Genomic DNA, 25,145 nt, shown 5'->3' on the forward strand with positions numbered 1-25,145 from the left:
CTGCCTCATCCCTGAGTTGACCGGGCTTGCCCGACGCAACGTAGCTACGAGCCACGATTCGCCAAACCCTAGAGAGCCGCCAGGCCTAAGCCACCACAACGGGTTCTTGCTCCAGCTCGACGCCGAAGCGCTCCCGCACCGAGGCTCGGATCGCTGTTGCCAGCCGCCCAATATCCGCAGCGGTTCCACCACCATGATTGACCAGCACCAAAGCCTGCCTGTCGTGCACCCCCACAGCGCCATCCGTCCGCCCTTTCCAGCCGCACTGCTCAATCAACCAGCCCGCTGCCAGCTTGCACCGCCCCTGTCCCACGTCGTAAGACACCAGATCAGGCCATTGCTGTTTTAGCGCATCGCGCTGCGCGGTCTGCACCACCGGATTCTTGAAAAAGCTACCTGCATTAGCCAGAACCTTGGGGTCTGGCAGCTTTTGACGACGAATATCGCAGACGGCCTGAAAAATCGTTTCCGGGTCCGGCTTACCTGCCAGGTGGGCTTGTTTGTTCAGGTCGGGATACTCCAGCACGGGCATCCAGGGACGAGGCAGCATGAAACGTACCGCCACAATCAACCAACTACCGGCAGGATCGCGTTTGAAACGGCTGTCTCTATAAGCGAAACCACATTCTGGTGCTGACAGTTCCAGCAATCGGCCCTCTTTAAAACTCCAGGCCAGCACACTGTGAACTCGTTGCTCCAACTCCAGACCATAAGCACCGATATTCTGAACCGGAGCGGCGCCCACTGTGCCGGGGATCAGCGCCAGATTTTCCAAACCGGGCCAACCCTGTTGCAAACAGTACTGCACAAAGTCATGCCAGCATTCGCCTGCCTGCGCTTCCACTATAAAGCCATCGTCATGCTGGGCCAGCAAGCGAATTCCTTTGCTTTGCACTTTGATCACCAAGGCATCGAGTTGCTCGGCCAGCACGACATTGCTGCCCCCGCCGAGGACGAAAACACGTTCGCCCTGCTCCACCGCAGCCTGCAACTCCGGTAGCTGGCCAAGCTGTTCGTACACCACCAGATCACGTGCACAGCTATCCAGACCCAAGGTGTTAAAAGCGCTCAAATCAACATTATGCTGCCTGTCCACGACCCAGTCCCACGATCCAAGAAAGCAATAAGCATAGCTCGGACAGACAATTTTCCGGAAAAAATTACAGAATCTCTTGACAGGGATACGTCTTGCAGACTAAATTTACGTTCTTGCTTGACGCAGCGTCCGTTTGGCAGCAAAAAGCAGTTTGCAGGCAGTAAAGTTTGTTCAGCAGTTTTGATGAAAGCGTGTGCAAATTATCAAAAAAACTTGACAAACAAAAAAAGCCACTTTAAACTAGCTTTCTTTACTTAATCAGCACCAGCTAATAAGTAAAACGCTGAAAACAGATTCAATCTGCACAGCAAAATGCGGGAGTAGCTCAGTTGGTAGAGCGCAACCTTGCCAAGGTTGAGGTCGCGAGTTCGAGACTCGTCTCCCGCTCCAGATTCCTAAGGGAAGCCTAGGCTTCCCTTTTTAATCGACCACGGCGCAATGGCAGAGTGGTTATGCAGCGGATTGCAAATCCGTCTAGGTCGGTTCGATTCCGGCTTGCGCCTCCAGTAATGCTGGTCACAAGTCGGTAATGCAGTAAAAATGCGGGAGTAGCTCAGTTGGTAGAGCGCAACCTTGCCAAGGTTGAGGTCGCGAGTTCGAGACTCGTCTCCCGCTCCAAATTCAAAAAGCCCAAACTTCGGTTTGGGCTTTTTTTCGTCCTGCCATTTCCCTCTCCTCCCAAGAACATCCGTACCAAACCCGGCTCGTCCCTGTCTGAGGCGCATCACCGCTAGCGTCTCAATAAGGCAACGTGCCCCGCCCCGAGGTATAAATACCGCTAAGCTGTCATGACGTGGAACAAACGGAAATCATCATCGTCCACCAGCGTCACTTTATCGAGATGGGCCCCGTTACTGATTGTTTTTTACAGCCGACCCTATGGAGCACTGGACAACCATGAGCGCCCCCTCCTACCCGGTATCTGTCGAAGAAGATCGTCGCCTACGCGCCCTGGCGGAGTACAAACTGCTCGATGCCCCTCCCACCGAGGAGTTTGACCGACTCGCCAACCTGGCGGCCAGGCTATTCAAGGTTCCCATCGTTCTGATCACACTGATCGATAAAGATCGACAGTTTTTCAAGGCGCGCGTGGGTACGGACCTGAACGAGATCAGTCGCGCTGATTCCTTGTGCGCACATGCCATCCTGTCCAATGACATTCTACTGATCCCCGATGCCCTGCAAGATCCACGCTTTGCTTCGAACCCTTTAGTCACAGGCCCGCCCTTCGTTCGCTTTTATGCCGGAAAGCCGCTGCTGGCCCCAACAGGAGAACGATTAGGCACCGTGTGCCTGATTGATACCAAGCCACGACAAGCCTTTAGCGATGACGAGCGAGCCAATCTGTCCGATCTGGCCAGCCTGATCATGGAACGCATGCAAGCCCGTCGTCTGGAACAGACTCCATCAGTCAGCAAAGCCCGATTTGAAAATATCGCGACCGCCTCTCCCGATGCCATCATCGGCTCGGATGAGCATGGCCGCATTACCTTATGGAATCATTCTGCCGAAAAGATCTTTGGCTATGTAGCGGAAGAAATTCTGGGGCAACCCGGCTCGATCATTGTGCCTGACAACTGGCGCAAGGTTTACGAGCACGAACTTGTCCGACTCCAGCAGGGCGAACAGATGAAACTGCCTGACCGCAGGATCGAACTGTCCGCTTTGCGCAAGGATGGCACCGAATTCCCGGCAGAGTTCTCCCTATCGACCTGGACTGAGGCCGGCTCACGCCATATCGGCGCCATTGTTCGAGACACCACGGCGCGGCGGCACCATGAAGAAAGACTGTTCCAGCTGGCTTCGCTCGATGCCCTGACAGGGCTTGCCAACCGGGGAATGTGGCAGGCACGCCTTGCCCAGACACTTGCCGAAGAAGCGCCCGCCACCATCTTGCTGATTGATCTGGATGACTTCAAGGAGATTAATGACACCTTCGGACATTCCGCCGGCGATGCCGTCCTCAAACATATCGCACAGCAAATGAAGTCCGCCTTTCCTGACGCGATCATGCTTGCTCGACTGGGCGGCGACGAGTTTGTGGCCTTGCTACCCGGCAATCAGGAGCAGGCTGCCCGCATCGCGGCTCAAACGCTGCTCAATACCTTGGCGACACCCTGCAACTTTGCTGGCCAGGTTATTGAAACCAGTGCCAGCATGGGAGTGGCGCTGACGCTGGTGCACGGCACCAGCGCCGAGGAGGTTCTGAACGCTGCCGATCTGGCGCTGTACAAAGCCAAATCCTCCGGGAAACGACACTACGTGATGTTCTCTTCACTCTTGCGTGAAGTGGCGGTCGCACGCAGATCGTTCGAGCGGGAGCTACGCCTGGCTTTTGAACACGGGGAGTTTGAGCTTTTCTACCAACCCCAGGTCTCTACCCGCAGCGGATTGCTAACCGGCGCGGAGGCGCTGCTCCGATGGAATCATCCAACACGAGGCTTGTTATCCCCGGTCTCTTTTATTGATGTGCTCAACGAAAAGCAGTCTGCCCCTGCCATAGGGGCGTGGATAATACGCACGGCATGCCGTCAGGCCGCGCACTGGCACGCGACCATCCCCACTTTTCGGATTGGCGTGAACCTGTTCGAGGCACAGCTACGAACCAATCGTCTGCGCTCCACGATCAGCACCATCCTGGCTGAAACAGGCCTGCCAGCGCACTGTCTGGAACTGGAGATTGTGGAAACATCCTTGTTCCGCAACGACATGGTGACCAAGAACCTGCTCCACAGTTTACGTGACCTCGGCATTGGCCTGGCCTTCGACGACTACGGGACGGGCTATGCATCATTGAGCCTGCTCAAAACCTACCCAGTCAGCCGACTGAAAATTGACCGCTCTTTTATCCGCAATGTCCACGAAGATACCGGGAACGCCGCCCTGGTCAAGGCGATTATCTACTTGGCTAAAAACTTTGGTCTGGATGTCATTGCAGAAGGCGTGGAAACCGAGGAGCAACTTCAGTTCCTGAGAAGTAATGAATGCCCCGAAGTACAAGGTTATTTGTATGGCAAGCCGGTTTGTGCCGACACATTCACAACACAATTCATCCAGCACAAAGGCCCACTCAAACCTTGCCTACTCGATAGAAAACCCATTATCGGTCCCTAGCATCGGCACAAGCGGGCTTCACAGAAGGGCGAGCCCGCCCTTGGCCCAGTCTCAATATTGCGCCTTCAGGGACAGCATTACGTTCTGAGGCGCGCCATACCAGCCCTGATTATAAAAACCGATCTGCGAGTAGTACTTCTTGTCAAACAGGTTGTTCACGTTCAAGGTGGCAGACATACGCTTGTTAAAGTCATAGCGGGCCATCACGTTGACGATGGCATAGCTGCCCTGCTCTACCTTGACCACGTTGCGCCCCGGCGCGGTCGCATCCTGGTACATGCGGTTTTGCCAATCGATGCCACCGCCCACTGTCAGTCCTTGCCAATCTCCCTGCATGCGGTACGTGGTAAAGAGCTTGAACAAGGTACGCGGCTTGTTTGTGTTAATAGGCTTGCCCTGTGCATCCTTGGCGGTAAACGTAGTCAGGCTGCTGGCCACGTTCCAACCGGGCATCACTTCACCGCCCAGTTCCAGCTCAATCCCCTCTACCTTGGCACCCGAGACCGGGCGATAAGCAGGGGTGTTGGGCGGCGCGCCCATCACCTGCTTGCCAGTAGCCTGAGCCAGGTTGTCCTGTCGCGTCTGAAAGACAGACACCGCAGCATTTAACCGTCCGTCCAGCCAGGCCGCTTTCAGCCCGAGTTCGTAACTTGTACCCGTGATCGGCGCAAGAATCTCACCTTGCTCATCGCGTGCATTTTGCGGTTTGAAAATCGCTGTATAGCTGGCGTAGGCCGTATAGCTGTCATCAAAGTCATAAGTCAGGCCAGCATAAGGAATCAATTCATTCCGATGACGATACTGACGTTTAGCACCAAAGTAGGTCTGGTCCGTTTCCCAATTGCTCAACCGCCCGCCCACCATCAAGCGCAGATTATCCCGCAGGCTCAGACGGGCCACGGCATAAGCTCCCGATTGTCGGTTATCCGTATCATCCGCCTGGGAAGGATTGGCGGACCAGACCGGCTCGGACACAAGCCCGGGCTGATAAAAGCTGCCCGCATCCGGCAACGGCGCCATGGCACGATACTGGGGAAAGGAGACTCGATCCCGAGATGTCGTCCACCCCACCGAAAACTCGTGCTCTTTGCCAAACAGCTCCACAGGCCCCGACAAAGCAGCATTGAAAGCCTGGCGACGCACTTCCCCCTTATAAAACGAATAGGAGTTGGACATCCCGAGACCCGTGTCCCGGTCCGGATAGCCCCCGCGGAAAATCTGTTTCATGGACGCATCCGTATGCGACTGGTTATAGCTCAGGCGCAGTTTCAAGTGATTGGCAAACTGGTGGCTGACATCCACAAAGCCAGTGAGTGTGTCGTTCTCGATACGTGACCAATCACTATTGTTGGAAACCGAGCGCTTGAAGTCCGTACGCGAGCCGTCGCTATAAAACAGCGGGAAACCGCTGCCAAAGCCATTATTGGCGCTGGACTGATAGGCCACCCCGCCGCTCAGCTCCATCCCCGGGATCAGGTCAGCCGTCATTACGCCATACAGCGTACGCGTCTGCGTATCCTGCCAATCCGTGTAGCTATTACCCTTGCCATAAGCGCCCACGAGACGCCCGCGCACACGACCATCCTGGCTAATCGGTGCAGAAACGTCTGCGTAGCCTCGTGCGAAATCCCAACTACCGGTCTGCACCCCGGCCGAGAACGCCAAGTCCCGTAAAGGCCGTTTGCGCACATAGTTGACCGCTGCAGAAGGGTTACCCGCGCCTGTCATCAAACCGGTGGCACCGCGCACCACCTCCACCCGGTCAAATACCACCAAATCCAGATTACTCTCTCCGAACGCCCAGGGAGACAGAACAGGCTGAGTCCAGCCGTCGAATTGGTAGTTATCTATGGCAAAGCCACGGGACGAGAACGAATAGCGGTTGGTGTCGCTGCGCGTCACCGAAACACCCGGCGCGCTTTGCAGCGCATCTGCCGTCGTTTGCATACCCCTATCATCCATCATCTGACGGCTGACCACGCTGACCGACTGTGGCGTTTCCCGAATGGACAGTGACAAACCAGTGGCCGTGCTCATGGCCTTGGCGGTGTAGGACCCGCTGGTTTCTGTCACACCCGGGTCCCGACTGCCTTGAATGGTAATCACGGATAACTCCACCGGTGAGGGTTCAGGCGCACTGCCTTGCGCCCAGACGGGGCTGGCGGCCGTCGCCAACCACAGGGCTGACCGGGAAAGGGACGTCAGTAGACGGACACGCAAGCAGGCAGAGCTGGAAAAAACAGCAGACATGAAGGTCAATCTCGGCATAGGTTTTAGATGCGAATAATTATCATCTACACATTTGGTAGTGATGTATTCACAAACGCAAAAACGCTATGCCAAACACCCGTCCTGGCTGTACTGGCGCCCAGCTCGCCACCGCCGCCGAATCGCATCGGCCAGCACATCTATCAAGCTTGGCTCAACTCGCTAGGCGATATGCCGTAGCGCTCGCGAAATGCCGTCGCAAAGTTGGTGGCATGGCGGTATCCGACAGAGTGCGCCGCCTGCTGCACGCTCCCCCCTTGCATCAGATATTCACGCGCCAGTTCCAACCTGCGTTCACGCAGCCAGCTAAAAACCGAGCATCCATAGACAGCCTGAAACTTCAAGCGCAAGGTGCTGGGGCTCATGCAGGCCAGCCGCGCCAGTTCAGCCAGAGTGTGATCCTCGCCGGGGGCCTGATAGAGACATTCTTTAACGCGTTCGAGCAATTGCCGATCACGGATCGAGACAGGGGAATTTTTTTCTGTGCTTCGAGCCAGTCCATCCAGCGCGTGGGCCAACACTTGCAGGCTGATCCCCTCCAGCAACAGGTGATGCAATGCTCCTTGCAAGGGGCTGTCGATCAATTGGTCGATAGCGGTCAGCAAGTGAGGGGGTACGGCCCAGGGTTGCAACCATATTTGCGTTGAAGCCATGACGCCAGTCAGGGCTTCGCCCAGCGGCGAATCAGCCAGACTGTCTGGGGTGCTCATGGTGATATTAAGGCCCCGCAGGCGCTGCCCGGCAGGGTGAATTCCTGTCACGTTCAAGGCATCAGCATGGGCAATTGTGGCTCCCCGTTGGGCCGTCATGCTAAGCGAACTCTGCTTGGCAAGCTGCGCGTGTGCCCGCCCCCGCACAATGACAATTGCTGAAAACTGCGGGGCGGCCAGTGAGGTCGCTGCGTATTGATGATGAGTGATGATGTCCGACAGCACCATCTTCATGCCTGGCCGAAGCTCATAGTCCTGCACCTTGCCCTGAGCAATGCACAGCTGCTCCATGTCCTGCTTCGGGCCGGTGTACTCCGGCAAGCAATAGCGGAAACCCATCGGACTACCGAGCCGGTTAAAGTCCGATACCGTAAATCTGATCATAGCAATCGAGAGGGGGAAATGCTCAAGCCAGACCCGCAGCTCCTTCTCTTTACCAGAGCAGGCCACGACGGCAAGGGGAAACGGCGTAATTGAGAATAACACACATTCTCAATTATATGGTGGCTTTATGTCTCCCTCGTGCCCGTCAACCGCGTTGGGCTTATCAAAAGGGACGGGAAAACAAAATGGGTTTACTCTTCCTGAAGCCCTGAGATGTAATAATAATCATTAGCAATTAATTTTCCCGTTTCACACCTTGATAATGACTTTCCTACCCCGCTTTCTGCTCAATGCCGTCACGCTCTGCTTGACCCTCACCCTTGCCGCTCATACTTACGCCCAGCAAAGCACCCGCCCCTGGGACGAGCCAGTAGGTCCTACCATCGTGGACCAGCAACAAAGCCTGTACCGCTTTGAGACGCTGTTCATGAACTCGCAGGACGGCCAGCGGCGCTACAAAATCCAGATCGGTACGCCAAACCGCCCTGCTCCTGCACGCGGTCATCCCGTGATTTACATGCTGGATGGCAATGCCGCCATGGCCAGTATCGAGGTGGACGACTTGAAAGCCATCAGTGCCCTATCTGCCCCGGTTCTGGTCGCCATTGGCTATGAGACCGATGCCCGCCACGATGTGCTTGCCCGTTCTTTTGACTACACGCCTCCCGTCATAGACAACGGCCCGAACAAAACGGTGGAAGTCCGGGGCCGTTTGGGTGGCGGCGCAGATGTTTTTCTGGACTATATCGAAACGCAGATCAAGCCGATGGTCGAAAACCGCGAACTGATTGACCGCTCGCGCCAGACGCTATGGGGCCACTCGTACGGCGGCTTGTTCACCTTGTACACCCTGTTCAACCGTCCCGATCGATACCATCGCTACGTCGCGGGGGATCCCTCCTTATGGTGGCACGATGGCATTCTGGTCAAGACTGCCCTGGCCTTTGATACGTCGCTGGCGAAGGACAAGCACATCGCCATCCTGGTTGGCGGGCAGCGCAGAAATACCTCCATGAGCAATGCCGCAGCACACTGGTCTACCCAGGATCTGGCCACGTATCTGCGGGATGCGGGGCTGAATGTCAGTTACGAAAACTTTAGCGAACTGAATCATAGGCAAATGCTGGCCGCCTCCTTGAAACCAGCGCTGAGAATGGCCGCACAATAATAATGCCCACCCAAAGCCTCCTCCTGAGCCGGTCAGCCCCTATTCCCAACGGCACTGGACGACGCCGCCTTGAGTAGAAAACAGCCCTAGTCCTCGTCGCGCAGCTGACGCAGCAGCACAGCGGGCTGACACCGAGGCCAAAGAAAAAAAGAAAGGCAAAGCAGACGACGTGAGCAACACCCTACCTTAGTCTGCAGACTCGCAAGTACCCGCTTGGCTACCCCTTCCTGCCCTACTCGTTGAGGCTTGCTTTTCCTAGAACAAAAAAAACCTGAGCCGGCACAGCACCAGACTCAGGCAAAACGGTTTCCGCTGTAAGCGGTCTATCAGAACGCGGCGCTGTAAATAGCGAAAGCGTCGTCTTCGGTCACGTCGCGGGGGTTGTTGCCCAGCAGACGGGTTTGTTTCATGGCTTCCTGGGCCATACGACGCAAGTCGCTTTCCTTGATACCCACGTCGCGCAGTTGGCGCTCGATGCCGGTATCAATGGCGATCTGTTCCATGAAGTGGATGAAGGCTTCGGTCTTGGAGGCCTCATCACCCTGGATGCCGGGAATCAGCACTTCAGCCAGCTCGGCATACAACGGGGCTGCAGCCGGAGCGTTAAAGCGCAGAACGTGCGGCAGAACCAGCGAGTTCGACAAGCCATGTGGCACGTGGAAAATACCGCCGATCGGGTAAGCCAATGCGTGTACGGCACCCACGGGGGCGTTCGCAAAAGCCTGACCAGCCAGCGTGGCGCCCAGCAGGATGTCCTGACGTGCAGCGGCATCCTGGCCGTTGCGACAAACGTGTACCAGCTTGCCGCCAATCAGACGCAGGGCTTGTTTGGCCAGGTTGTCCGAGAGCGGGTTTTTCAGGATACGGCTGGTGTAGGCCTCGATGGCGTGGACCATGGCGTCGATACCGGTCGCCGCCGTAATACGGGGAGGCAGACCTAATGTCAGTTCCGAGTCCAGAATGGCCAGGTCGGCGTACAGCTCGGGAGCGACCACACCGGATTTGGTGGTCTCGCCGGTGGTCACGATGGAAATAGGCGTCACTTCCGACCCTGTTCCCGCTGTGGTCGGAATCTGCACCAAGGGCAGGCGTGAGCCGCGCACCTTATCAATGCCATACATCTCTTGCAGGGGCTGGTCCGACGCCAGCAACACAGCCAGCAGCTTGGCCACGTCCATCGACGAGCCGCCCCCCAAACCAACCACGATTTCCGTCTTGGCCTGACGGGCGCGCTCGGTCGCCTGCAGGACAATATGCTCGGGCGGATCGGCAATCACATCATCAATCACTTGCACGGTCCAGCCGTTGGCTTTCAGATCAGCCAGTGCAGGGTCCAGCAGACCGCTTTCGTGCAGGAATCGGTCAGTCACCAGACAAACACGCTCTTGCGAGTAGCGCTTGCGCAGGATCTGGCCGAGCCGGGCAGCGGCTCCGCTTTCAACGTAAATAGCGGGGGTGGTTCTGAACTCGAATGCCGACATGGGCTTTCTCCTTATGGTATGGCGGGCTGCGGTACTTCGATACGGCCGCGGTCCATCCGGTAGGTGTAATCAATCACATTGCCGGCGTGCTGCAAGTCGGCACCCGACAACAAAGCACTGAAGCCTTCTTTGCTCAGCTCGCCCACCACTTCCGCAATACGCTTGGACAGCGCAGGCGCGACGCCTTCAAAAGGCTCGTCCAGCAACAGCAGCTTGTCGGCAGTCATCAAGGCGCGCCCAATGGCAACCAGCTTTTGTTGCCCTCCGGACAACTGCAAGGCACGGCGCGGGCCAAACACCTTCAATTCCGGGATGATGCGCCAGACACGGTCCAGACGCGCTTCGATATCCTGAGATTTCAGTGCCCAGGCGGGCAGGCGGATGTTCTCTTCCACGCTCAGCTCAGGGATCAATTTGCGATCCTCGGGGGCAAAACCCATGCCCAAGCTGGTGCGACGGTAAGCGGGCATCTTGGCCAGCTCCTGCCCATCGAACTGAATCGAGCCGTTTTCCACGGCCAGCAAGCCCATTACCGTACGCATCAGCGTGGTTTTACCTGCCCCATTACGGCCGGCCAGACCCACGATCTGGCCTTGGCGCACTTGCAGGTTTACCTGGCGCAAGATGCTGGTCGGGCCAATACGTACATCCAGATTTTTGACATCAAGCAGCATGATCGGCCTCCTGTTTATTGCGTCCCACCGGCTCGCCGATGATGTATTCACGAACCTGCTCATGGGCCAGCACTTCGTCTGGAGTGCCGTTGGCCAAAATGGTGCCGTCGTAGAAAGCCAGCACGCGATCACTGTAGCGACGCACGATTTCCATATCGTGCTCCACAAACAGAACCGTCACGCCCGCATCACGGACCACTTTCATGACGCGGTCCATCACTTCAAATTTCTCGTCACTGGCAACGCCACTGGTGGGCTCGTCCAGCAAGAGCACTTTAGGCTGGGCCACCATGGCCAGCGCAATGTCCAGCAACTTGCGAATCCCTTCGGGCAAGGTGCCTGCCTGGGACTGGGAGAAAGCGCTCAGGCCGAAACGCTCCAGAATTGCACTGGCTTCGGACAAGGACTGTTTGGCCACGCCCAGGGCAATTTCCACGTTTTCCAGGGCGTTCAGCGAGGTAAACAGCTGCGGAATCTGGAAAGAACGGGCGATACCCATGCGGGTCACTTCCCGTGGTGGCAAACCCGTAATCTCGCGACCGGCAAAAAAGATATTGCCCGAGTCCGGCTTCATGTAGCCGGTCAACATGTTCACGAAGGTGGTTTTACCTGCGCCATTGGTGCCAATCAGGCCCGTAATGGTTTGCGCATGGATATCAACGGTCATATCGCGTGCAGCGTGGACAGCGCCAAACTGCTTGCACAAACCTTTAGCGGAAATCAAGGGTGACTGACTCATGAGCGGGCCCCTGTCGGTGAAGAAGAATCGTTGGAGGTAGCAGCCGCATTGCGACGGTTCAAAATACTGATCAGGCCACCGGGCAAAAACACAATTAGGGCCAACATGCTGACACCCATGACAATCTGCCAGGTGTTAGGGGCATATTGGTAGGCCAGTGTGCGGATCAGTTCCAGGCTCAAGGCACCCAGGAAAGGCGCGTAAGCATTACGAGTACCGCCCAGCACAGCAATGAAGATGAACTCGCCCGAGGTGGTCCAGAACGCCAGTTCAGGGTCTACGTGACCGATGCTCAGCGAGGACAGGGCACCGCCCAGACCGGCCAGCGCGGCAGCCAGCACGTAGCTCAGGTGAATATTGCGGTAGGCCGAAGCCCCCAGGTATTCAACGCGGATTTCATTGTCCTTGATCGCTGGGCCGAGACGACCGGCGCGGCTGCGCAAGAAGCCTTGCATGGCCCACAGCACCACACCGACCAGCACCACGGTCAGGACAAACACACCCGGACGCGACAACGTATCGGCGAACGTTCCCCACAGAAAAGAGGGAGCATGAACATTAAAACCGTCACTGCCGCCCAGGCTGGGGTTACGCACCAGCAGGCCGTACATAATCATGGACAGCGCCAGACTGAGCATGGCAAAGAAAATATCGCGGTAGCGAGCCAGCAGAAAACCCAGCACCCAGGCAAGCAACGCGGCACAAGCGGCGGCAAAAGGCAGCAGGATGACGGTTTCGCGCCAGTCCAGATAGTTCATGGCCATGCCGACGCCATAGGCGCCAATGCAGTAGTACAGACCCTGACCGAAAGAGGCCAGGCCCGAGCGCAGCAACAGCACCACGCCCAGGGCAACCAACCCCTTGGCCAGCGCCACTGTAATCAGAAACTGCCAGGATGGCAGGCCAAAGCCCACAATAAGGGCAGCCACCGTAATGGTCAGGGCAATCATGCCCTGCTTAAGCGTAATGTTGGTCTTGTTCATATCTTTCGGGCCTCGGCAGCAGCAAACAGTCCTTTAGGACGGACGGCCAGCACCAAGGCCATTACCGCGTAGATGGAGAAAAGTTCGATTTCGGGCCAGTAGTGAACAGCAAAAGAGCGCACCAGGCCAACAATCACTGCGCCAAGCGCAGCGCCGGGCAAGGAGCCCAGACCGCCAATCACGACCACGGCGAAAGCCATCACAATGACCTCCACCCCCATGCCGGGCGCCACAGAAATTGTGGGGGCCGTCAGCGCGCCACCCAGCGCAGCCAGTGTGGCACCGGCAATAAAGGTCAGCAGGAAGTAGCGTTGCACATTGATGCCCATGGCCTGACTGACTTCACGGTCATGAATCACGGCCAGCAAGATGCGGCCCTGACGCGAATACTTCAGGAACAAGGTCAGGCACAAGCCAGCCAGAATGGCCGCCACGACAATCACAAAGCTGTAGGTGGGGTAGAACAGATCACCGAATTCGACGTTACCCAGCAAACCGTAAGGCTCGGCGATCACGTAAGGATCGACACCCCAGACCAGTTTGACGGTATCTTCCAGGATCAGGAATACCGCATAGGTAATCAGCAAAGAGACAACCGGCTCTTCCTGGTAGAAAAAGCGCAGCAGGCCGTATTCAATGACAAGACCCAGCACCAGACCGGCAATGACCGCGGCCAGGATCAGCATCAGATAGCTGCCGTACGGGCTGTGATCGGTAGAGAGCCACTGCGTCACCATGGTGACAGCGGTGTAAGCGCCAATGGTATAGAGGCTGCCGTGGGCCATGTTCAGGATCTTCATCACACCATAGATCAGCGTGAGTCCGACCGCGACCAGAAACAGCCAGGCGGCGTACATGATGCCATCTATTAAGGCAGCAGAAAGAAGAGACATAGTCGGTTTCTGTGGAAATGGAATAAAAAATGCCACCACGCCGCAGCGTGGGTGTGCCTCCCCCAAACGGGGGAGCTTTTACCTGGGGAACAGCCCGGCGGTAAACATGCGCCCTGGCTACGCCTTCGGCTTGCTTCCCCCCGAGGGGGCCTTTACCCTGGGAGCGTCCCCGTGGTAAAGACCGGACATACAAAACAAGGTCTTGCAGGCCCTCAGGTTCAGAGCAGCGTCCTTGTCAGGACGCCTGTCCGTATCAGTGCTTCAAGCCGCCCTTGATCCAGTCGATGGATTTCACGCCTTCGGGCGGTGTCACTTCTTCAGGTTTGAAGTGACGCAGATCGGTGTAGCTGATCACGCCCTTGTCGTTTTTCACCACGCCCAAGGTCGTACCTTGAACAGCCTGGTGGCCTTTGCCCAAGGACATGCTGACATCACCCGATGGGCTCTCGAAGGTCAGATGCTCGAAAGCACTGATCACTTGTTCGGTGGACGGTGTTTTACCGTCGTTGGCAGCCTGGGCTTTTTCATAAGCGGCTTTCAAACCCAGCAACGTCTGTGTCATCTTGTAGGAAGGGTAGCTGGGGTCCGCATTGAACTGCTCGCGGTAGCTGGCACGCAACCACCGGTTCAATTCATTGTCAGGGGCAAACGCAGCGTGTGGACCGCGAGCGCCAATGATGGTGCCTGTGGGGATCTGGTTGTTGGCTCGGTGCGTTGCTGTTTCGCCAGCAGTCAGCACGGTCAGGGTGTTGCGGAACAAACCACGTGGCAGAGCCTGCACCACAAAGCCTTCCAGATCGCCACCCCAGAAGCTGGAGTGAATCACTTCTGGACGGGCCGCCATCAGGGAAGAGATCTCGGCATTGTACTGGCCCGCGCCCAGTTTGGGCATTTGCGAGGTCTTGGCTTCTACGCCGGGCTTGAGCGCTTGCAATGTGCCTTCAAAGTCGTGCCAAGCATCCTGACCCCAGGCGTAGTTCTGGTTGATACCGGCGTAGCTCTTGAGTTCGGGGTTGCGCTCCAGCACAAAGCGGGCAGCGGCCACGTTGTCCATCGTGGCGTGGGCCACCGGACGGAACACGTATTTGTAGCTGGCATCTTCAAACAGACGCGGTGTGCCGCAGTCGAAAATCAGGGTCAGTTTTTTCAGTTCTTCAGCAACGGGGGCCACGGCCAGACAATCGCCCGAAGAGATGTAGCCGACCACGATGTCCACGTTTTGTTGCTGAACCAGGTTGCGGTATTCGCTGACCTGCTTAGCAGTACCACCGTTCTCGTCAATGAAAACCAGTTCAATCGGTGCACCGCCCAGACCCTTGGTGTTGTAAGGGGCGGGGACCTTGCCTTCGTTCAACTGGGCAGCCGTCAGTTCAGCGGCATTCTTGGCAGGCACGCCAAAAGGACCGGAGGCCGCGCCGGACAAGAAGGTGACCACACCAATCTTGATGGGTTTGACCTCTTCTGCCAGGGCAGTCGTGCCGGACAAAAGGCCAGCCGTGGCCAACGTCAGGGCCAGGGTCAGTTTGCGTGGGGTTGCAGACAGGATAGACATAACGTCTCCTTATTTAGCTTATTGTGGGGTTCTGCTGATGGGGCGCTCTGCGCTATCGGCAAAGCGGCCCCCTTCGCTGCGCGGGGCGCGGGTATGTATCAACTTACAGCTGCTGGCACATGTATTTGATTTCCAGGTACTCGTCGATCCCATAACGGGAGCCTTCACGACCCAGACCGGATTGCTTGACGCCGCCAAACGGGGCGACTTCGTTGGAAATCAAACCGGTATTGACGCCGACCATGCCGTATTCCAGCGCTTCGCCCATGCGCCAGGCACGGGCGTTGTCACGCGTGAACAAATAGGCAGCCAGACCATACTCGGTGTCATTGGCCATCGCGATGGCTTCGGCTTCATCTTTGAAGCGGAACAAAGGTGCCACAGGGCCAAACAATTCTTCACGGGCCACGCGCATGGCGGGTGTCGCCTCACCCAGCACGGTGGGTGCAAAGTAGGTACCGCCCAAAGGATGGGGCTGGCCGCCTTGCAAAACGCGGGCCCCCTTCTGAACGGCATCATCAATCAGTTCGCGCAGGCGATTGACGGCCTTTTGCTCGATCAGCGGACCTTGCTCTACGCCTTCGTCCATACCGTTGCCCACTTTCAGGGCAGCCACACGTTCGCCCAGGGCTTTGGCAAAGCGGTCATAAATACCGTCCTGCACCAAAAAGCGGTTGGCGCACACACATGTCTGACCGCTGTTGCGGTACTTGGACGCCATCGCGCCTTCAACGGCCGCATCCAGATCCGCATCGTCAAATACGATGAAGGGCGCATTGCCACCCAGTTCCAGCGACAAGCGCTTGATGGTGGGAGCACACTGTGCCATCAGCAAGCGACCCACCTCGGTGGAACCGGTAAAGGACAACTTGCGCACGATAGGGCTTTCCGTCAGGGCGGCACCCACCACGCGGGACTGGCCAGTTACCAGCTGGAACACACCCGCGGGAATACCCACGCGCTCGGCCAGGACGGCCAGCGCCAGGGCGGTCAGGGGAGTCAGGTCGGCAGGACGAACAATAATGCTGCAACCAGCCGCTAAAGCGGGTGCAACCTTGCGGGTAATCATGGCCGCCGGGAAGTTCCAGGGGGTGATGGCCGCGCATACGCCCACGGGCTGCTTGACCACCACAATGCGTTTGTCCGCCTGGGGGTGGCCGACCACGTCGCCATACACGCGCTTGGCCTCTTCGCTGAACCATTCCACAAAGGAAGCCGCGTACAGCACTTCGCCACGAGCCTCGGCCCAGGGCTTGCCCTGTTCCATGGTCATGATGGTGGCCAGGTCATCCGCATTGGCCACCAGCGCATCGAACCAGGCGCGCAACAGCTTGGCGCGCTCGTGCCCGCTGCGTGCCTTCCACTCGCGCTGGGCCACTTCAGCATCGCTGATGACCGCTTCAATCTCTTTCGTGGCCAGGCTGGCGACATTGGCCAGGCACTCACCCGTGGCCGGATTCAGAACGGCAAACGTGTTGCCATCCCCCGCGCTGACCCAACCCTGAGCGGTCCAGGACTGATCTTTGGCCAGGCTGGGGTCCTTCAGTTTGCTAATCAATGATGCCGCGATATTGTTCATTATGCTGAACCTGTTTCTCTTATAGTGAACTTGGTAGAATTATAGGAGCCGAAAAAACGCGTCGTCAACGAATCGGCTTACGGGTTTACCCGTATAAGATCAGTCGCCGTATTTTTTGTTTTAGGGCGTTTGAGGGCACAATGGAGCGCTGGCATCAAAGCGGCAAATCTGGCCTAATGCAGGACCTGTACGTCTGGTCCGGCCGGCTCGATTATGGGATGCTGCACCTTGTACGGACGGTCCCTTACCCCTGTTTCCAGAGTTCAGCACCCGTGCATCCGGGCTCACTGGACTTCCTGTGTGTTGTTATGGAGTTAGTCGTAGTGGAAGAGAAGAAACTGGTTCCGGCTGTAGTACGCGCAGTCACCGTACTGGACGAATTGGCGGCCTCACCGGAGCCCCTGTCATTTACGGACCTGGTCAAACGTCTGGGTATGCCCAAAAGTTCCCTGTATGGTCTGTGCACCACGCTACTGGATCTGCACCTGATCCGTAAGCTGGAAAATGGCAGTTTCACCTTGGGCACACACGTCATGGGCTGGGCCAATGCGTTCCTGTCCCAGCTGGATCTGACACAGGAATTTTTTGCCGCCTGGGACGACATGCGCGTCCTGCCGGAAGAGACGATTACCCTGTCCATTCTGGATGGTGAAGATGTGGTCTACATTGCCTGTCGAAACGGGACCCGGCCGCTGGGTTTCACCTTCCGCGCCGGCATGCGCCTGCCGGCGGTCTACACCGCCACCGGTAAAGCCATGCTCAGCACGTTGCCAGCGCCGGAACTGGACCAGGCCCTGAATCATCCCTGGCCCGACCCTTTGACGGCGCACGGCCCGCGCAACAAGGAAGAATTGATGGTGGAGCTCAGCGACGTGCAGCGCCTGGGCTATTCGGTGGATGCCTGTGGCGTACGGGATGGCATGCACTGTTTTGGAGCCGCGGTGTTCGACTCCAATAACCGTGCTGCCGTGGCCGGGGTCGCGGTCAGTTTGCTCACCCAGGAAGCGGACGAGGCAGCCCAGCGCCGTGCAGGGGAAGCCATGCGTAAACTGGCCAATCGCCTCTCGGAGCGTCTGGGCGCATCGCGCAAAGCATAAGCGCATCCAGATCTGTACGACGCGCTGCAAAAAGGGGCCGCTTCTGCCGCCCCTTTTTGTTTGAATCATGATCGGCAACTGTCCCCGCTCGGACTGCCTTCTATTATTTCCCAGCCATCGGTCCGCAAACGGTAAACTGTCGCTAAATCCTTTATTTTGCAGTTCTTTTTGATGTCTCCCATCGTGCCACATACCTCTTTCAGTACCCTTCCCCTTCTGCCCGCCTTGCTTGAAACCCTCGACAGTCTGGGTTTTGAAAACATGACGGCGATTCAGGAGCAAAGCCTGCCGCTGATTCTGCAAGGCCGTGACCTGATCGCCCAAGCCAAGACCGGCAGCGGCAAAACGGCCGCCTTTGGCCTGGGTCTGTTGCAAACCCTCAACCCCAGCAAACTGACACCGCAAGCCTTGGTGATCTGCCCCACGCGCGAACTGGCCGATCAGGTCACCACCGAGTTGCGCCGTCTGGCTCGCCAGATTCCTAACGTGCGCATGCTGACCTTGTGTGGGGGCGTGCCCTCGCGCCCGCAGACAGAAGCCTTGCGCAATGGCGCTCACGTGGTAGTGGGAACACCAGGCCGGATCCAGGATCATCTGGAGCGAGGCAATCTGGACTTGTCGGCCCTGAAAACACTGGTTCTGGACGAAGCCGACCGCATGGTGGACATGGGTTTTCATGATGATATTGTGGCGATTGCTTCGCACTGCCCTCCCCGCCGTCAGACACTGCTGTTTTCGGCCACCTACCCCGAGAACATCCGTAAGCTCAGCGCCCGCTTTTTGCATAAACCTGCAGAAGTCAAGGTGGAGGCGCTGCACGATGCCAGTCAGATCGAGCAGATCTTTTATGAAGTCCACCCCGAGCAACGCCTGTCTGCCGTGGTGACCTTGCTGGAGCACTTCCGCCCCGCCTCTACCCTGATTTTCTGCAACACCAAAATGCGGTGTCAGGAAGTAGTGGAAGAGCTGCAATCCGAAGGCATCCAGGCCCTGGCGCTGACCGGCGATCTGGAGCAGCGTGACCGCGACGAAATTCTGGTGCAGTTCTCCAACCAGAGCTGCGCTGTACTGGTAGCCACCGACGTGGCCTCGCGCGGTCTGGATATTCAGAATCTAGGCGCTGTCATCAACGTGGACGTTACCAAAGACAGCGAAGTGCATATCCACCGTGTGGGCCGTGTGGGTCGTGGTGATCAGAAAGGCCTGGCCCTGAATCTGGTCTCGCGCAGCGAACAGCGCTGGGTGAAGTTGATCGAGGAGTTTCAGGGCAGCGAAGTCAAATGGAGCAACCTGAAAGGCTTGCGCCCTCAGTCCAAAGAGCCGTTACGCGCGCCCATGATGACGCTGGAAATTCAGGGCGGCAAAAAAGACAAGTTGCGCCCCGGCGACCTGCTCGGTGCCTTGACCCGCGATGTGGGGCTGAAAGGTGAGCAAGTCGGCAAGATTGCGATTACCGATGCCCGTTCCTACGTGGCGCTGGATCGCCGGATTGCCCGACAATACGTTGATCGGATCGCCGAAACGAATATCAAGGGCCGCCGCTTCCGCATGCGCTTTGTGGAAGATAAGTAAGTCGTCCCTTCTCTGCGATCCCGCCACACTGAGGCAGCCCCCGAATGGGGGCTGTTTTCATGCCCAAAGCCATGCTGGGAAGGCTGTGCCGCCCCGCCACAGCCAGACAGAAAACCGGCCCCTCCAGGCCTTTCACAGACAGGCGATCTTGCTGGGTGCCTGTTTCAAATGACTGGCGGCTGACGGTCCCGAACCATGCCAGCGTGCCAGCTCCCGTATGCGTTCTATCAGGCTGACAGCCGCCTCGCTCATGCAGCCTGTCTCACGAGGGTAAGCCATAAAAAGTTCACACCGCGGCCCGCCACCAATCAAGGGGCGTGACACCACGTTCTTGGGCATGAAGTATTCCGCGTACGTGGGCAACAAGGTATAACCCAGCCCGGCCGCCACCAGATTAATGCTCATCAAGGGGTTGGCCGAGTTGTAGGTATGCTCGGGCACCACTTTATGGTGAGCCAGGTAGCGGGCCAGCACATCATGCATGGACCGACCGTAAGAGCGGTCAACGGCGATCATGGGCAGACGATTCAAGCGGGCGGGAGGTATCAGGCTGTAGGCTTCCAGGCGGTGCCCTTTGGGCAAATAGACCCGCAAGGGCTCATCCAGAACGACCTCGCTACAGACATTGGTGGCGCGCACCGGCCCGCGCATAAAACCCAGATCCAGCTCTCCCCGGGCCAGGGCTCCTTCCTGCTCATTGGAGGTCAGGCTGCGCAACACCACATCCACTTGTGGAAAGGCGGCACGAAAGGCAGGGAGAACAGAGGGGAAGATACGCACCTCTGCAGCAGGCACAAAGCCTATCGTCAGCACTTCCCGAGCCTGTGAAGCCACCCTGCCCGCACGTACCAGAGCCTGCTCCACTTTATGCAAGATCTCGCGCGCATCCTCCAGGAAAACCACCCCGGCTTCCGTCAACTCAACTTTGCGCCGCGTACGGTTCAGCAAGGGGTAACCGATCTCCTCTTCCAGATTGCGGATCTGCTCACTCAACGAGGGCTGAGAAGTGTAGAGCCGTTCCGCAGCACGGGTGAAATTCAACTCTTCCGCGACGGCAACGAAATAACGCAAGTGTCGCAATTCCAAGTTTGTCTCCTGTCAAATTGATCACGCCTGCCCGGCTCAAACCCGAACAGGGTCTGGTCCGGCCAGCAGTTCTCCCACCGGGCCAGCCCGTCTTGCAAGCCCTATTGTCGCTGCTCTACGGCCTTCAAAATCAGCCCCCAGGTTGAATGCTGCATCGCAGCATTCATGCCTATCGTAAACCCTAACCCCTCTCAAACCCGCATCAATACTGGACCTCGCCCTTAGACCCTACCCAAACCAGGGTCTTAAGCCGGACTTATCGGCTTTGCCGATCACCCGATCTAAAGCAAGTATTGGTCGGATTCATTTCAAGCTTCTACATTTTGCCCTTGGCGACAAAAACCTGTTTTGCAAAAGCACGCATTGCAATAGCGAGGAGCAAGCGATGGGAATCAACCCTGAAAAAATCGAAGCCTTGGTCGATGCGCGTAATGGACGCGTTACCCCTTCCATTTACACCGACCCGGATATTTATGAGCTGGAGCTGGAACGCATCTTTGGCCGTACCTGGCTGTTTTTGTGTCATACCAGCCAGATTCCCAAAGCGGGAGATTTCTTCAATACCTATATGGGTGAAGACCCGATTATCGTGGTCCGTCAAAAAGACGGCTCGATCAAGGCCTTCCTGAACCAATGCCGACACCGCTCGATGCGCGTGTCCTATGCCGACTCGGGCAATACCAAAGCCTTTACCTGTCCCTACCACGGCTGGAGCTATGGCACCAACGGCGATCTGGTGGATGTACCGCTGGAGCCGCGCGCCTATCCGCAAGGCTTGTGCAAGGAAAAGTGGGGTCTGCAGGAAGTGACCCGCGTCAAAGTATACAAAGGCCTGGTCTTTGGCAATTGGGACGCCACCGCTCCCGATCTGGAAGAGTACATGGGCGACATTGCCTGGTACCTGGACGGAGTTCTGGACCGGCGCGAAGGCGGTACCGAAATCATCGGTGGTGTTCAGAAATGGACCATCGAGTGCAACTGGAAGTTCCCCGCTGAACAGTTCGCATCCGACCAGTATCACGCCTTGTTCTCGCACGCTTCTGCCGTGCAAGTGCTGGGCCAGAAACCGGGTGACGAGGATAAAGCGCTGGGTGCCGGCCAAACCGCACGCCCGGTGTGGGAAACCGCCAAGGACGCCGTTCAATATGGCCAACGCGGCCATGGCAGTGGCTTTTTCTTTACCGAGCAGCCCGATGCCAACGTATGGGTGGACGGTGAAGTGTCGCAGTACTTTCGCGACACTTATGCCGAAGCCCACGAGCGCCTGGGCGAGGTGCGTGCCCTGCGTCTGGCCGGTCACAACAATATGTTCCCCACCCTGAGCTGGCTGAACGGCACGGCGACGCTGCGCGTCTGGCATCCACGTGGCCCGAACCAGGTGGAAGTCTGGGCATTTTGCATTGCCGATGCCGCTGCACCCGACGATGTGAAGGCCGCCTTTGAGCGCAGCGCCACCCGCGCCTTTGGCCCCGCCGGTTTCCTGGAGCAGGACGACTCCGAGAACTGGGCTGAAATTCAGAAAATCCTGCGCGGCAAGCGCGCACGCAACACCCAGCTGTGCATGGAAATGGGCCTGGGCAACGAAGGTCTGCGCAGCGATGGCGTGCCGGGCGTCACCAACTACATCTTCTCCGAAACAGCCGCTCGCGGTCTGTACAAGTACTGGGCCGACCTGATGGTGTCCGAGACCTGGGATGAAGTGCTGGAGCGCAGCCGTGTCTATGAAGAGGAGCTGGTGAAATGAGCGCCGTCATTGAAGAACCGACCCAAACCGCCATCGTCGACATGCACGTGCATCACGAAATTGCCGACTTCCTTTACATGGAAGCCGAACTGCTGGACGACTGGCAATTTCGCGACTGGCTGGATCTGCTGTCCGAGGACGTGCATTACCACATGCGCAGCACCACCAATGCGCAAACCCGTGACCGCCGTCGCAGCGTACAGCCGCCCACCACCTGGATTTTCAACGACAACAAATTCCAGCTGGAACGCCGCGTCGCTCGTCTGGAAACCGGGATGGCCTGGGCGGAGGAGCCGCCCTCGCGCACCCGCCACTTTGTCAGCAATCTGCGTATCCGGCCCACCGCTGACGGGCAGGGTTACCAGATCCGCAGCAACTACATCCTGTACCGCGCCCAGAAAGAAAAGGACGAAACCTGGTACGCCGGCAAGCGCCTGGATTATGTACGTCGCGCAGACAACCGCTTTGGCTGGGAACTGTATGAACGCGAGATCGTTCTGGATCAAGTCGTCATCACATCCCACAACCTGAGCGTGCTGTTCTGACCCCGCTCACCTTCCGATGTTGATTGATATGACACGCATTACCGCATGTGAAACCGGTGCCCTGGCCGATGGCGAGGCACTGAAGATAGACACCCCCGACCGCCAGATTGCCTTGTTCAATATTAATGGCACCTTCTATGCGACGGATGACCGTTGCACACACGGCAACGCGTCCATGTCCGAAGGCTATATCGAGGACGACGGCACCGTGGAGTGCCCGCTGCACGCTGCCCGTTTCTGTCTGAAAACGGGCGCTGCCCTGTGCCAGCCGGCCACCGAAGCATTACGCACTTATCCGGTGATCATCAGCGAAGGCATGGTTTATATCGATCTGGAGGCCCAGGCATGAACGGCTGGCTGCAAAACGAGGTGGCCCTGATCACCGGCGGCGGCTCCGGCCTGGGTCTGGCATTGGTAGAGCGCTTTCTGAAAGAAGGCGCATCCGTGGCCGTGCTGGAGCGCTCGGCAGAAAAATGCGCCGATCTGGAACAGAAATTCGGCGGCAAGGTGCTGGCCGTCCAGGGTGATGTGTGCAGCGCAGCCGACAACCAGAACGCCGTGAAGGCCACGGTGGCCCGCTTTGGCAAGCTGGACTGCTTTATTGGCAATGCTGCGGTCTGGGACCACGGCGCACGGCTGATCAACACCAGTATGGAGCAACTGGACAAAGGCTTTGACGAGCTCTTTGCCATCAACGTCAAAGGCTATCTGCTCGGTGCCAAGGCCGCTGCCGACGAACTGGTCAAATCCTGCGGCAGCATGATTTTCACCTTGAGCAATTCGGCTTTTTACGCCGAAGGCGGTGGCCCGCTTTATACCGCCAGCAAACATGCCGCGGTCGGTCTGATCCGCGAACTGGCTTTTGAACTGGCCCCTAAAGTTCGTGTGAATGGCGTAGGCCCTTGCGGTATGAAAACCGATCTGCGTGGCCCCCAAGCCTTGGGCCAGCAAGATACCCGCATCATGGACTCGCGCTCGCCCGAGGCCATCAAAGCGATCCTGCCCCTGCAATTCTTTCCTGAACCTGAAGAATTTACCGGCCCCTTTGTGCTACTGGCCTCGCGCCAGAACAACCAGACACTGACCGGCGTCATGATCAATGCCGACGCAGGTCTGGGAGTACGCGGCATACGCAATGTGGCCGGTGGACTGGAGCTGTGATGCAGACACCTCATATTGTAATTGTGGGCGGGGGACAGGCCGGTGCCACGGCTGCTGCTGAACTGCGCCGCCGAGAATTTGCCGGACAGATCACCCTGGTCGGTGAGGAACCTCACTTACCTTACGAGCGCCCACCCCTGTCAAAAGACGCCTTGCTGGACCCGGACAATGTGCAGCTGAACCTGCATCCGGCCAGCTTTTACAGCGAACAGAACATCAGCCTGAAATTGGGTATCCGTGCCGAAGCGATTGACGCTCAGCAAGGCTGCATCACCCTGTCCAACGGCGAAACCCTGCGATACGACAGCCTCTTGCTGGCGACTGGGGCACAAGCCCGACGCCTGCCCGAACTGGACGCGTTGGGGTCGGTGTCGCATGTTCTGCGCACCCTGGACGATGCCCACCGCATTCGCGCTCAGCTCAAACCTGGCAGCCATGTGCTGGTGGTCGGTGCCGGTGTCATTGGCCTGGAACTGGCATCCAGCCTGGTCGCTTTGGGTGCCACGGTGGAACTGATCGATCCGGCCAGCCGCATCATGTCGCGCAACGCGCCCGAAGTCCTCAGTCAGTATCTACAGTCCGTGCATGAGGCTCGCGGCGTGCGCTTTCACCTCGGTGCCCACGTCCACAACGCCCGACTGAACGATCAGCAGCGCGTGGTACTGACGCTGGACAATGGCGAACAACTGCAAGGTGAGCTGCTGATTTATGGCGTGGGCGTGAGCATTGACACCCGTCTGGCCGACAGTGCGCGATTGCACACCGAGCAGGGTGCAATCGTGATTGACGAGCATGGTCGAAGCTCTCAGCCCAATATCTATGCGGCGGGCGACACTACGGTGCAAATCGGTCTGGATGGCCGCTGGCAAAGACAGGAGACCTGGGAAAACGCCAATCGGCAGGCCAGCATGGCCGTTTGCCACATGCTGAACCAGGAACCCGCCAAGCCCTGCCCTGCCTGGTTCTGGACCGATCAGTGCGACCTGAACATTCAGTTTGCCGGAGACATGGCCGCTGCCCACTGGGTGTTGCGCGGCACACTGGACATGCCCCCCTTTGTCCTGATTGGCCTGGACCCGGAAGGTGCCATCTGCGGCGCCATCACCGTCAACCAAGGCCGCGACATGCGCCCGCTCAAAGAGCTGATCGAACACCGCGCCGTCCTCCCATTGGAGGTCTGGAACGACACTGCCCAGAACCTGCGCAATCTGGCCAAACAAATCACGCAGACCACACGCAGCCAAGCCACCAATGCCGCCTTGACGGACGAGGCGGCTGCCCCTGCACACCCATAATCAG

The 25,145-nt window shown here is 57.7% G+C and carries 20 protein-coding genes and 3 tRNA genes; 12 read left to right on the top strand and 11 right to left on the bottom strand.

Annotated elements, in window-relative coordinates; translation table 11 throughout:
• Nucleotides 1–85 precede the first annotated feature (85 nt).
• The gene (gene murB / locus VF694_RS03975) at nt 86–1,096 is read right to left on the bottom strand and encodes a UDP-N-acetylmuramate dehydrogenase (RefSeq protein ID WP_062946408.1); all 1,011 of its coding nucleotides are present in this window, start codon (nt 1,094–1,096) and stop codon (nt 86–88) included.
• Between the two features lie 314 nt (nt 1,097–1,410).
• Between murB and VF694_RS03980 the strand changes: the two genes are divergently transcribed.
• The 4 genes from VF694_RS03980 to VF694_RS03995 all read left to right on the top strand — a co-directional run bounded on the left by VF694_RS03980 (nt 1,411) and on the right by VF694_RS03995 (nt 4,210).
• Nucleotides 1,411–1,486 (top strand) — tRNA-Gly (locus VF694_RS03980).
• A gap of 42 nt (nt 1,487–1,528) precedes the next feature.
• A tRNA-Cys gene (locus VF694_RS03985) sits at nt 1,529–1,602 on the top strand.
• A 36-nt stretch (nt 1,603–1,638) separates the two neighbouring features.
• Nucleotides 1,639–1,714 (top strand) — tRNA-Gly (locus VF694_RS03990).
• 279 nt (nt 1,715–1,993) lie between these two features.
• Nucleotides 1,994–4,210 carry a putative bifunctional diguanylate cyclase/phosphodiesterase gene (locus VF694_RS03995; RefSeq protein ID WP_440163725.1) on the top strand — a complete coding sequence of 739 codons (2,217 nt, stop codon included), beginning with the start codon at nt 1,994–1,996 and terminating at the stop codon, nt 4,208–4,210.
• 51 nt (nt 4,211–4,261) lie between these two features.
• On the opposite strand, the gene fauA is transcribed toward VF694_RS03995, so the two are convergent.
• Both fauA and VF694_RS04005 read right to left on the bottom strand, forming a co-directional pair.
• Nucleotides 4,262–6,460 (bottom strand): TonB-dependent alcaligin siderophore receptor FauA, encoded by a 2,199-nt coding sequence (gene fauA / locus VF694_RS04000; RefSeq protein ID WP_240209386.1) that lies wholly within the window; start codon nt 6,458–6,460, stop codon nt 4,262–4,264.
• Between the two features lie 161 nt (nt 6,461–6,621).
• Complete coding sequence (locus VF694_RS04005; RefSeq protein WP_219235005.1) at nt 6,622–7,572, bottom strand: helix-turn-helix transcriptional regulator; 951 nt, start codon at nt 7,570–7,572, stop codon at nt 6,622–6,624.
• Nucleotides 7,573–7,834: 262 nt separating this feature from the next.
• On the opposite strand from VF694_RS04005, the gene VF694_RS04010 reads away from it, so the two are divergent.
• Complete coding sequence (locus VF694_RS04010; RefSeq protein ID WP_440163727.1) at nt 7,835–8,740, top strand: alpha/beta hydrolase; 906 nt, start codon at nt 7,835–7,837, stop codon at nt 8,738–8,740.
• A 326-nt stretch (nt 8,741–9,066) separates the two neighbouring features.
• On the opposite strand, the gene VF694_RS04015 is transcribed toward VF694_RS04010, so the two are convergent.
• The 7 genes from VF694_RS04015 to VF694_RS04045 all read right to left on the bottom strand — a co-directional run bounded on the left by VF694_RS04015 (nt 9,067) and on the right by VF694_RS04045 (nt 16,641).
• A complete protein-coding gene (locus VF694_RS04015) occupies nt 9,067–10,221 on the bottom strand; it encodes an iron-containing alcohol dehydrogenase (protein ID WP_219235009.1) in 1,155 nt (384 codons plus the stop codon).
• 11 nt (nt 10,222–10,232) lie between these two features.
• Nucleotides 10,233–10,895, bottom strand: coding sequence for an ABC transporter ATP-binding protein (locus VF694_RS04020; protein ID WP_003803284.1), 663 nt, complete (start codon nt 10,893–10,895; stop codon nt 10,233–10,235).
• Nucleotides 10,885–11,634, bottom strand: coding sequence for an ABC transporter ATP-binding protein (locus VF694_RS04025; protein ID WP_003803282.1), 750 nt, complete (start codon nt 11,632–11,634; stop codon nt 10,885–10,887). The genes VF694_RS04020 and VF694_RS04025 overlap by 11 nt, the downstream gene beginning before the upstream one ends.
• Nucleotides 11,631–12,617, bottom strand: coding sequence for a branched-chain amino acid ABC transporter permease (locus VF694_RS04030; protein WP_003803280.1), 987 nt, complete (start codon nt 12,615–12,617; stop codon nt 11,631–11,633). The genes VF694_RS04025 and VF694_RS04030 overlap by 4 nt, the downstream gene beginning before the upstream one ends.
• Nucleotides 12,614–13,510 (bottom strand): branched-chain amino acid ABC transporter permease, encoded by an 897-nt coding sequence (locus VF694_RS04035; protein WP_039943692.1) that lies wholly within the window; start codon nt 13,508–13,510, stop codon nt 12,614–12,616. Before VF694_RS04035 ends, VF694_RS04030 begins: the two co-directional genes overlap by 4 nt.
• Before the next feature lie 253 nt (nt 13,511–13,763).
• Nucleotides 13,764–15,062 (bottom strand): ABC transporter substrate-binding protein, encoded by a 1,299-nt coding sequence (locus VF694_RS04040; protein WP_131070808.1) that lies wholly within the window; start codon nt 15,060–15,062, stop codon nt 13,764–13,766.
• A 103-nt stretch (nt 15,063–15,165) separates the two neighbouring features.
• The gene (locus VF694_RS04045; RefSeq protein WP_003803274.1) at nt 15,166–16,641 is read right to left on the bottom strand and encodes an NAD-dependent succinate-semialdehyde dehydrogenase; all 1,476 of its coding nucleotides are present in this window, start codon (nt 16,639–16,641) and stop codon (nt 15,166–15,168) included.
• A 308-nt stretch (nt 16,642–16,949) separates the two neighbouring features.
• Here VF694_RS04045 and VF694_RS04050 point away from each other — a divergent pair, with 308 nt between their 5' ends.
• Together VF694_RS04050 and dbpA are read left to right on the top strand one after the other, a co-directional pair.
• Nucleotides 16,950–17,738 carry an IclR family transcriptional regulator gene (locus tag VF694_RS04050; protein WP_230406188.1) on the top strand — a complete coding sequence of 263 codons (789 nt, stop codon included), beginning with the start codon at nt 16,950–16,952 and terminating at the stop codon, nt 17,736–17,738.
• Between the two features lie 171 nt (nt 17,739–17,909).
• On the top strand, nt 17,910–19,310 hold the full coding sequence (gene dbpA, locus VF694_RS04055; RefSeq protein WP_440163732.1) for an ATP-dependent RNA helicase DbpA: 1,401 nt from the start codon (nt 17,910–17,912) through the stop codon (nt 19,308–19,310).
• 132 nt (nt 19,311–19,442) lie between these two features.
• Here dbpA and VF694_RS04060 read toward each other — a convergent pair whose 3' ends face one another.
• Nucleotides 19,443–20,396, bottom strand: a complete 954-nt coding sequence (locus tag VF694_RS04060) for a LysR substrate-binding domain-containing protein (RefSeq protein ID WP_003803266.1) — start codon at nt 20,394–20,396, stop codon at nt 19,443–19,445.
• Between the two features lie 385 nt (nt 20,397–20,781).
• Here VF694_RS04060 and hcaE point away from each other — a divergent pair, with 385 nt between their 5' ends.
• The 5 genes from hcaE to hcaD are packed head-to-tail and all read left to right on the top strand — an operon-like array spanning nt 20,782 to nt 25,141.
• Complete coding sequence (gene hcaE, locus VF694_RS04065; protein ID WP_003803265.1) at nt 20,782–22,140, top strand: 3-phenylpropionate/cinnamic acid dioxygenase subunit alpha; 1,359 nt, start codon at nt 20,782–20,784, stop codon at nt 22,138–22,140.
• Complete coding sequence (gene hcaF / locus VF694_RS04070) at nt 22,137–22,685, top strand: 3-phenylpropionate/cinnamic acid dioxygenase subunit beta (RefSeq protein ID WP_003803263.1); 549 nt, start codon at nt 22,137–22,139, stop codon at nt 22,683–22,685. Before hcaE ends, hcaF begins: the two co-directional genes overlap by 4 nt.
• A 28-nt stretch (nt 22,686–22,713) precedes the next feature.
• Entirely contained in the window at nt 22,714–23,034 is a 321-nt protein-coding gene (gene hcaC, locus VF694_RS04075) for a 3-phenylpropionate/cinnamic acid dioxygenase ferredoxin subunit (RefSeq protein ID WP_003803262.1), read from the top strand.
• On the top strand, nt 23,031–23,846 hold the full coding sequence (hcaB, locus tag VF694_RS04080) for a 3-phenylpropionate-dihydrodiol/cinnamic acid-dihydrodiol dehydrogenase (RefSeq protein ID WP_003803259.1): 816 nt from the start codon (nt 23,031–23,033) through the stop codon (nt 23,844–23,846). Before hcaC ends, hcaB begins: the two co-directional genes overlap by 4 nt.
• On the top strand, nt 23,846–25,141 hold the full coding sequence (gene hcaD, locus VF694_RS04085) for a 3-phenylpropionate/cinnamic acid dioxygenase ferredoxin--NAD(+) reductase subunit (protein WP_240209390.1): 1,296 nt from the start codon (nt 23,846–23,848) through the stop codon (nt 25,139–25,141). The genes hcaB and hcaD overlap by 1 nt, the downstream gene beginning before the upstream one ends.
• Nucleotides 25,142–25,145: the final 4 nt, after the last annotated feature.

Source organism: Alcaligenes sp. Lyrl_28, from assembly GCF_051948705.1.
GTDB lineage: Bacteria > Pseudomonadota > Gammaproteobacteria > Burkholderiales > Burkholderiaceae_B > Alcaligenes > Alcaligenes ammonioxydans.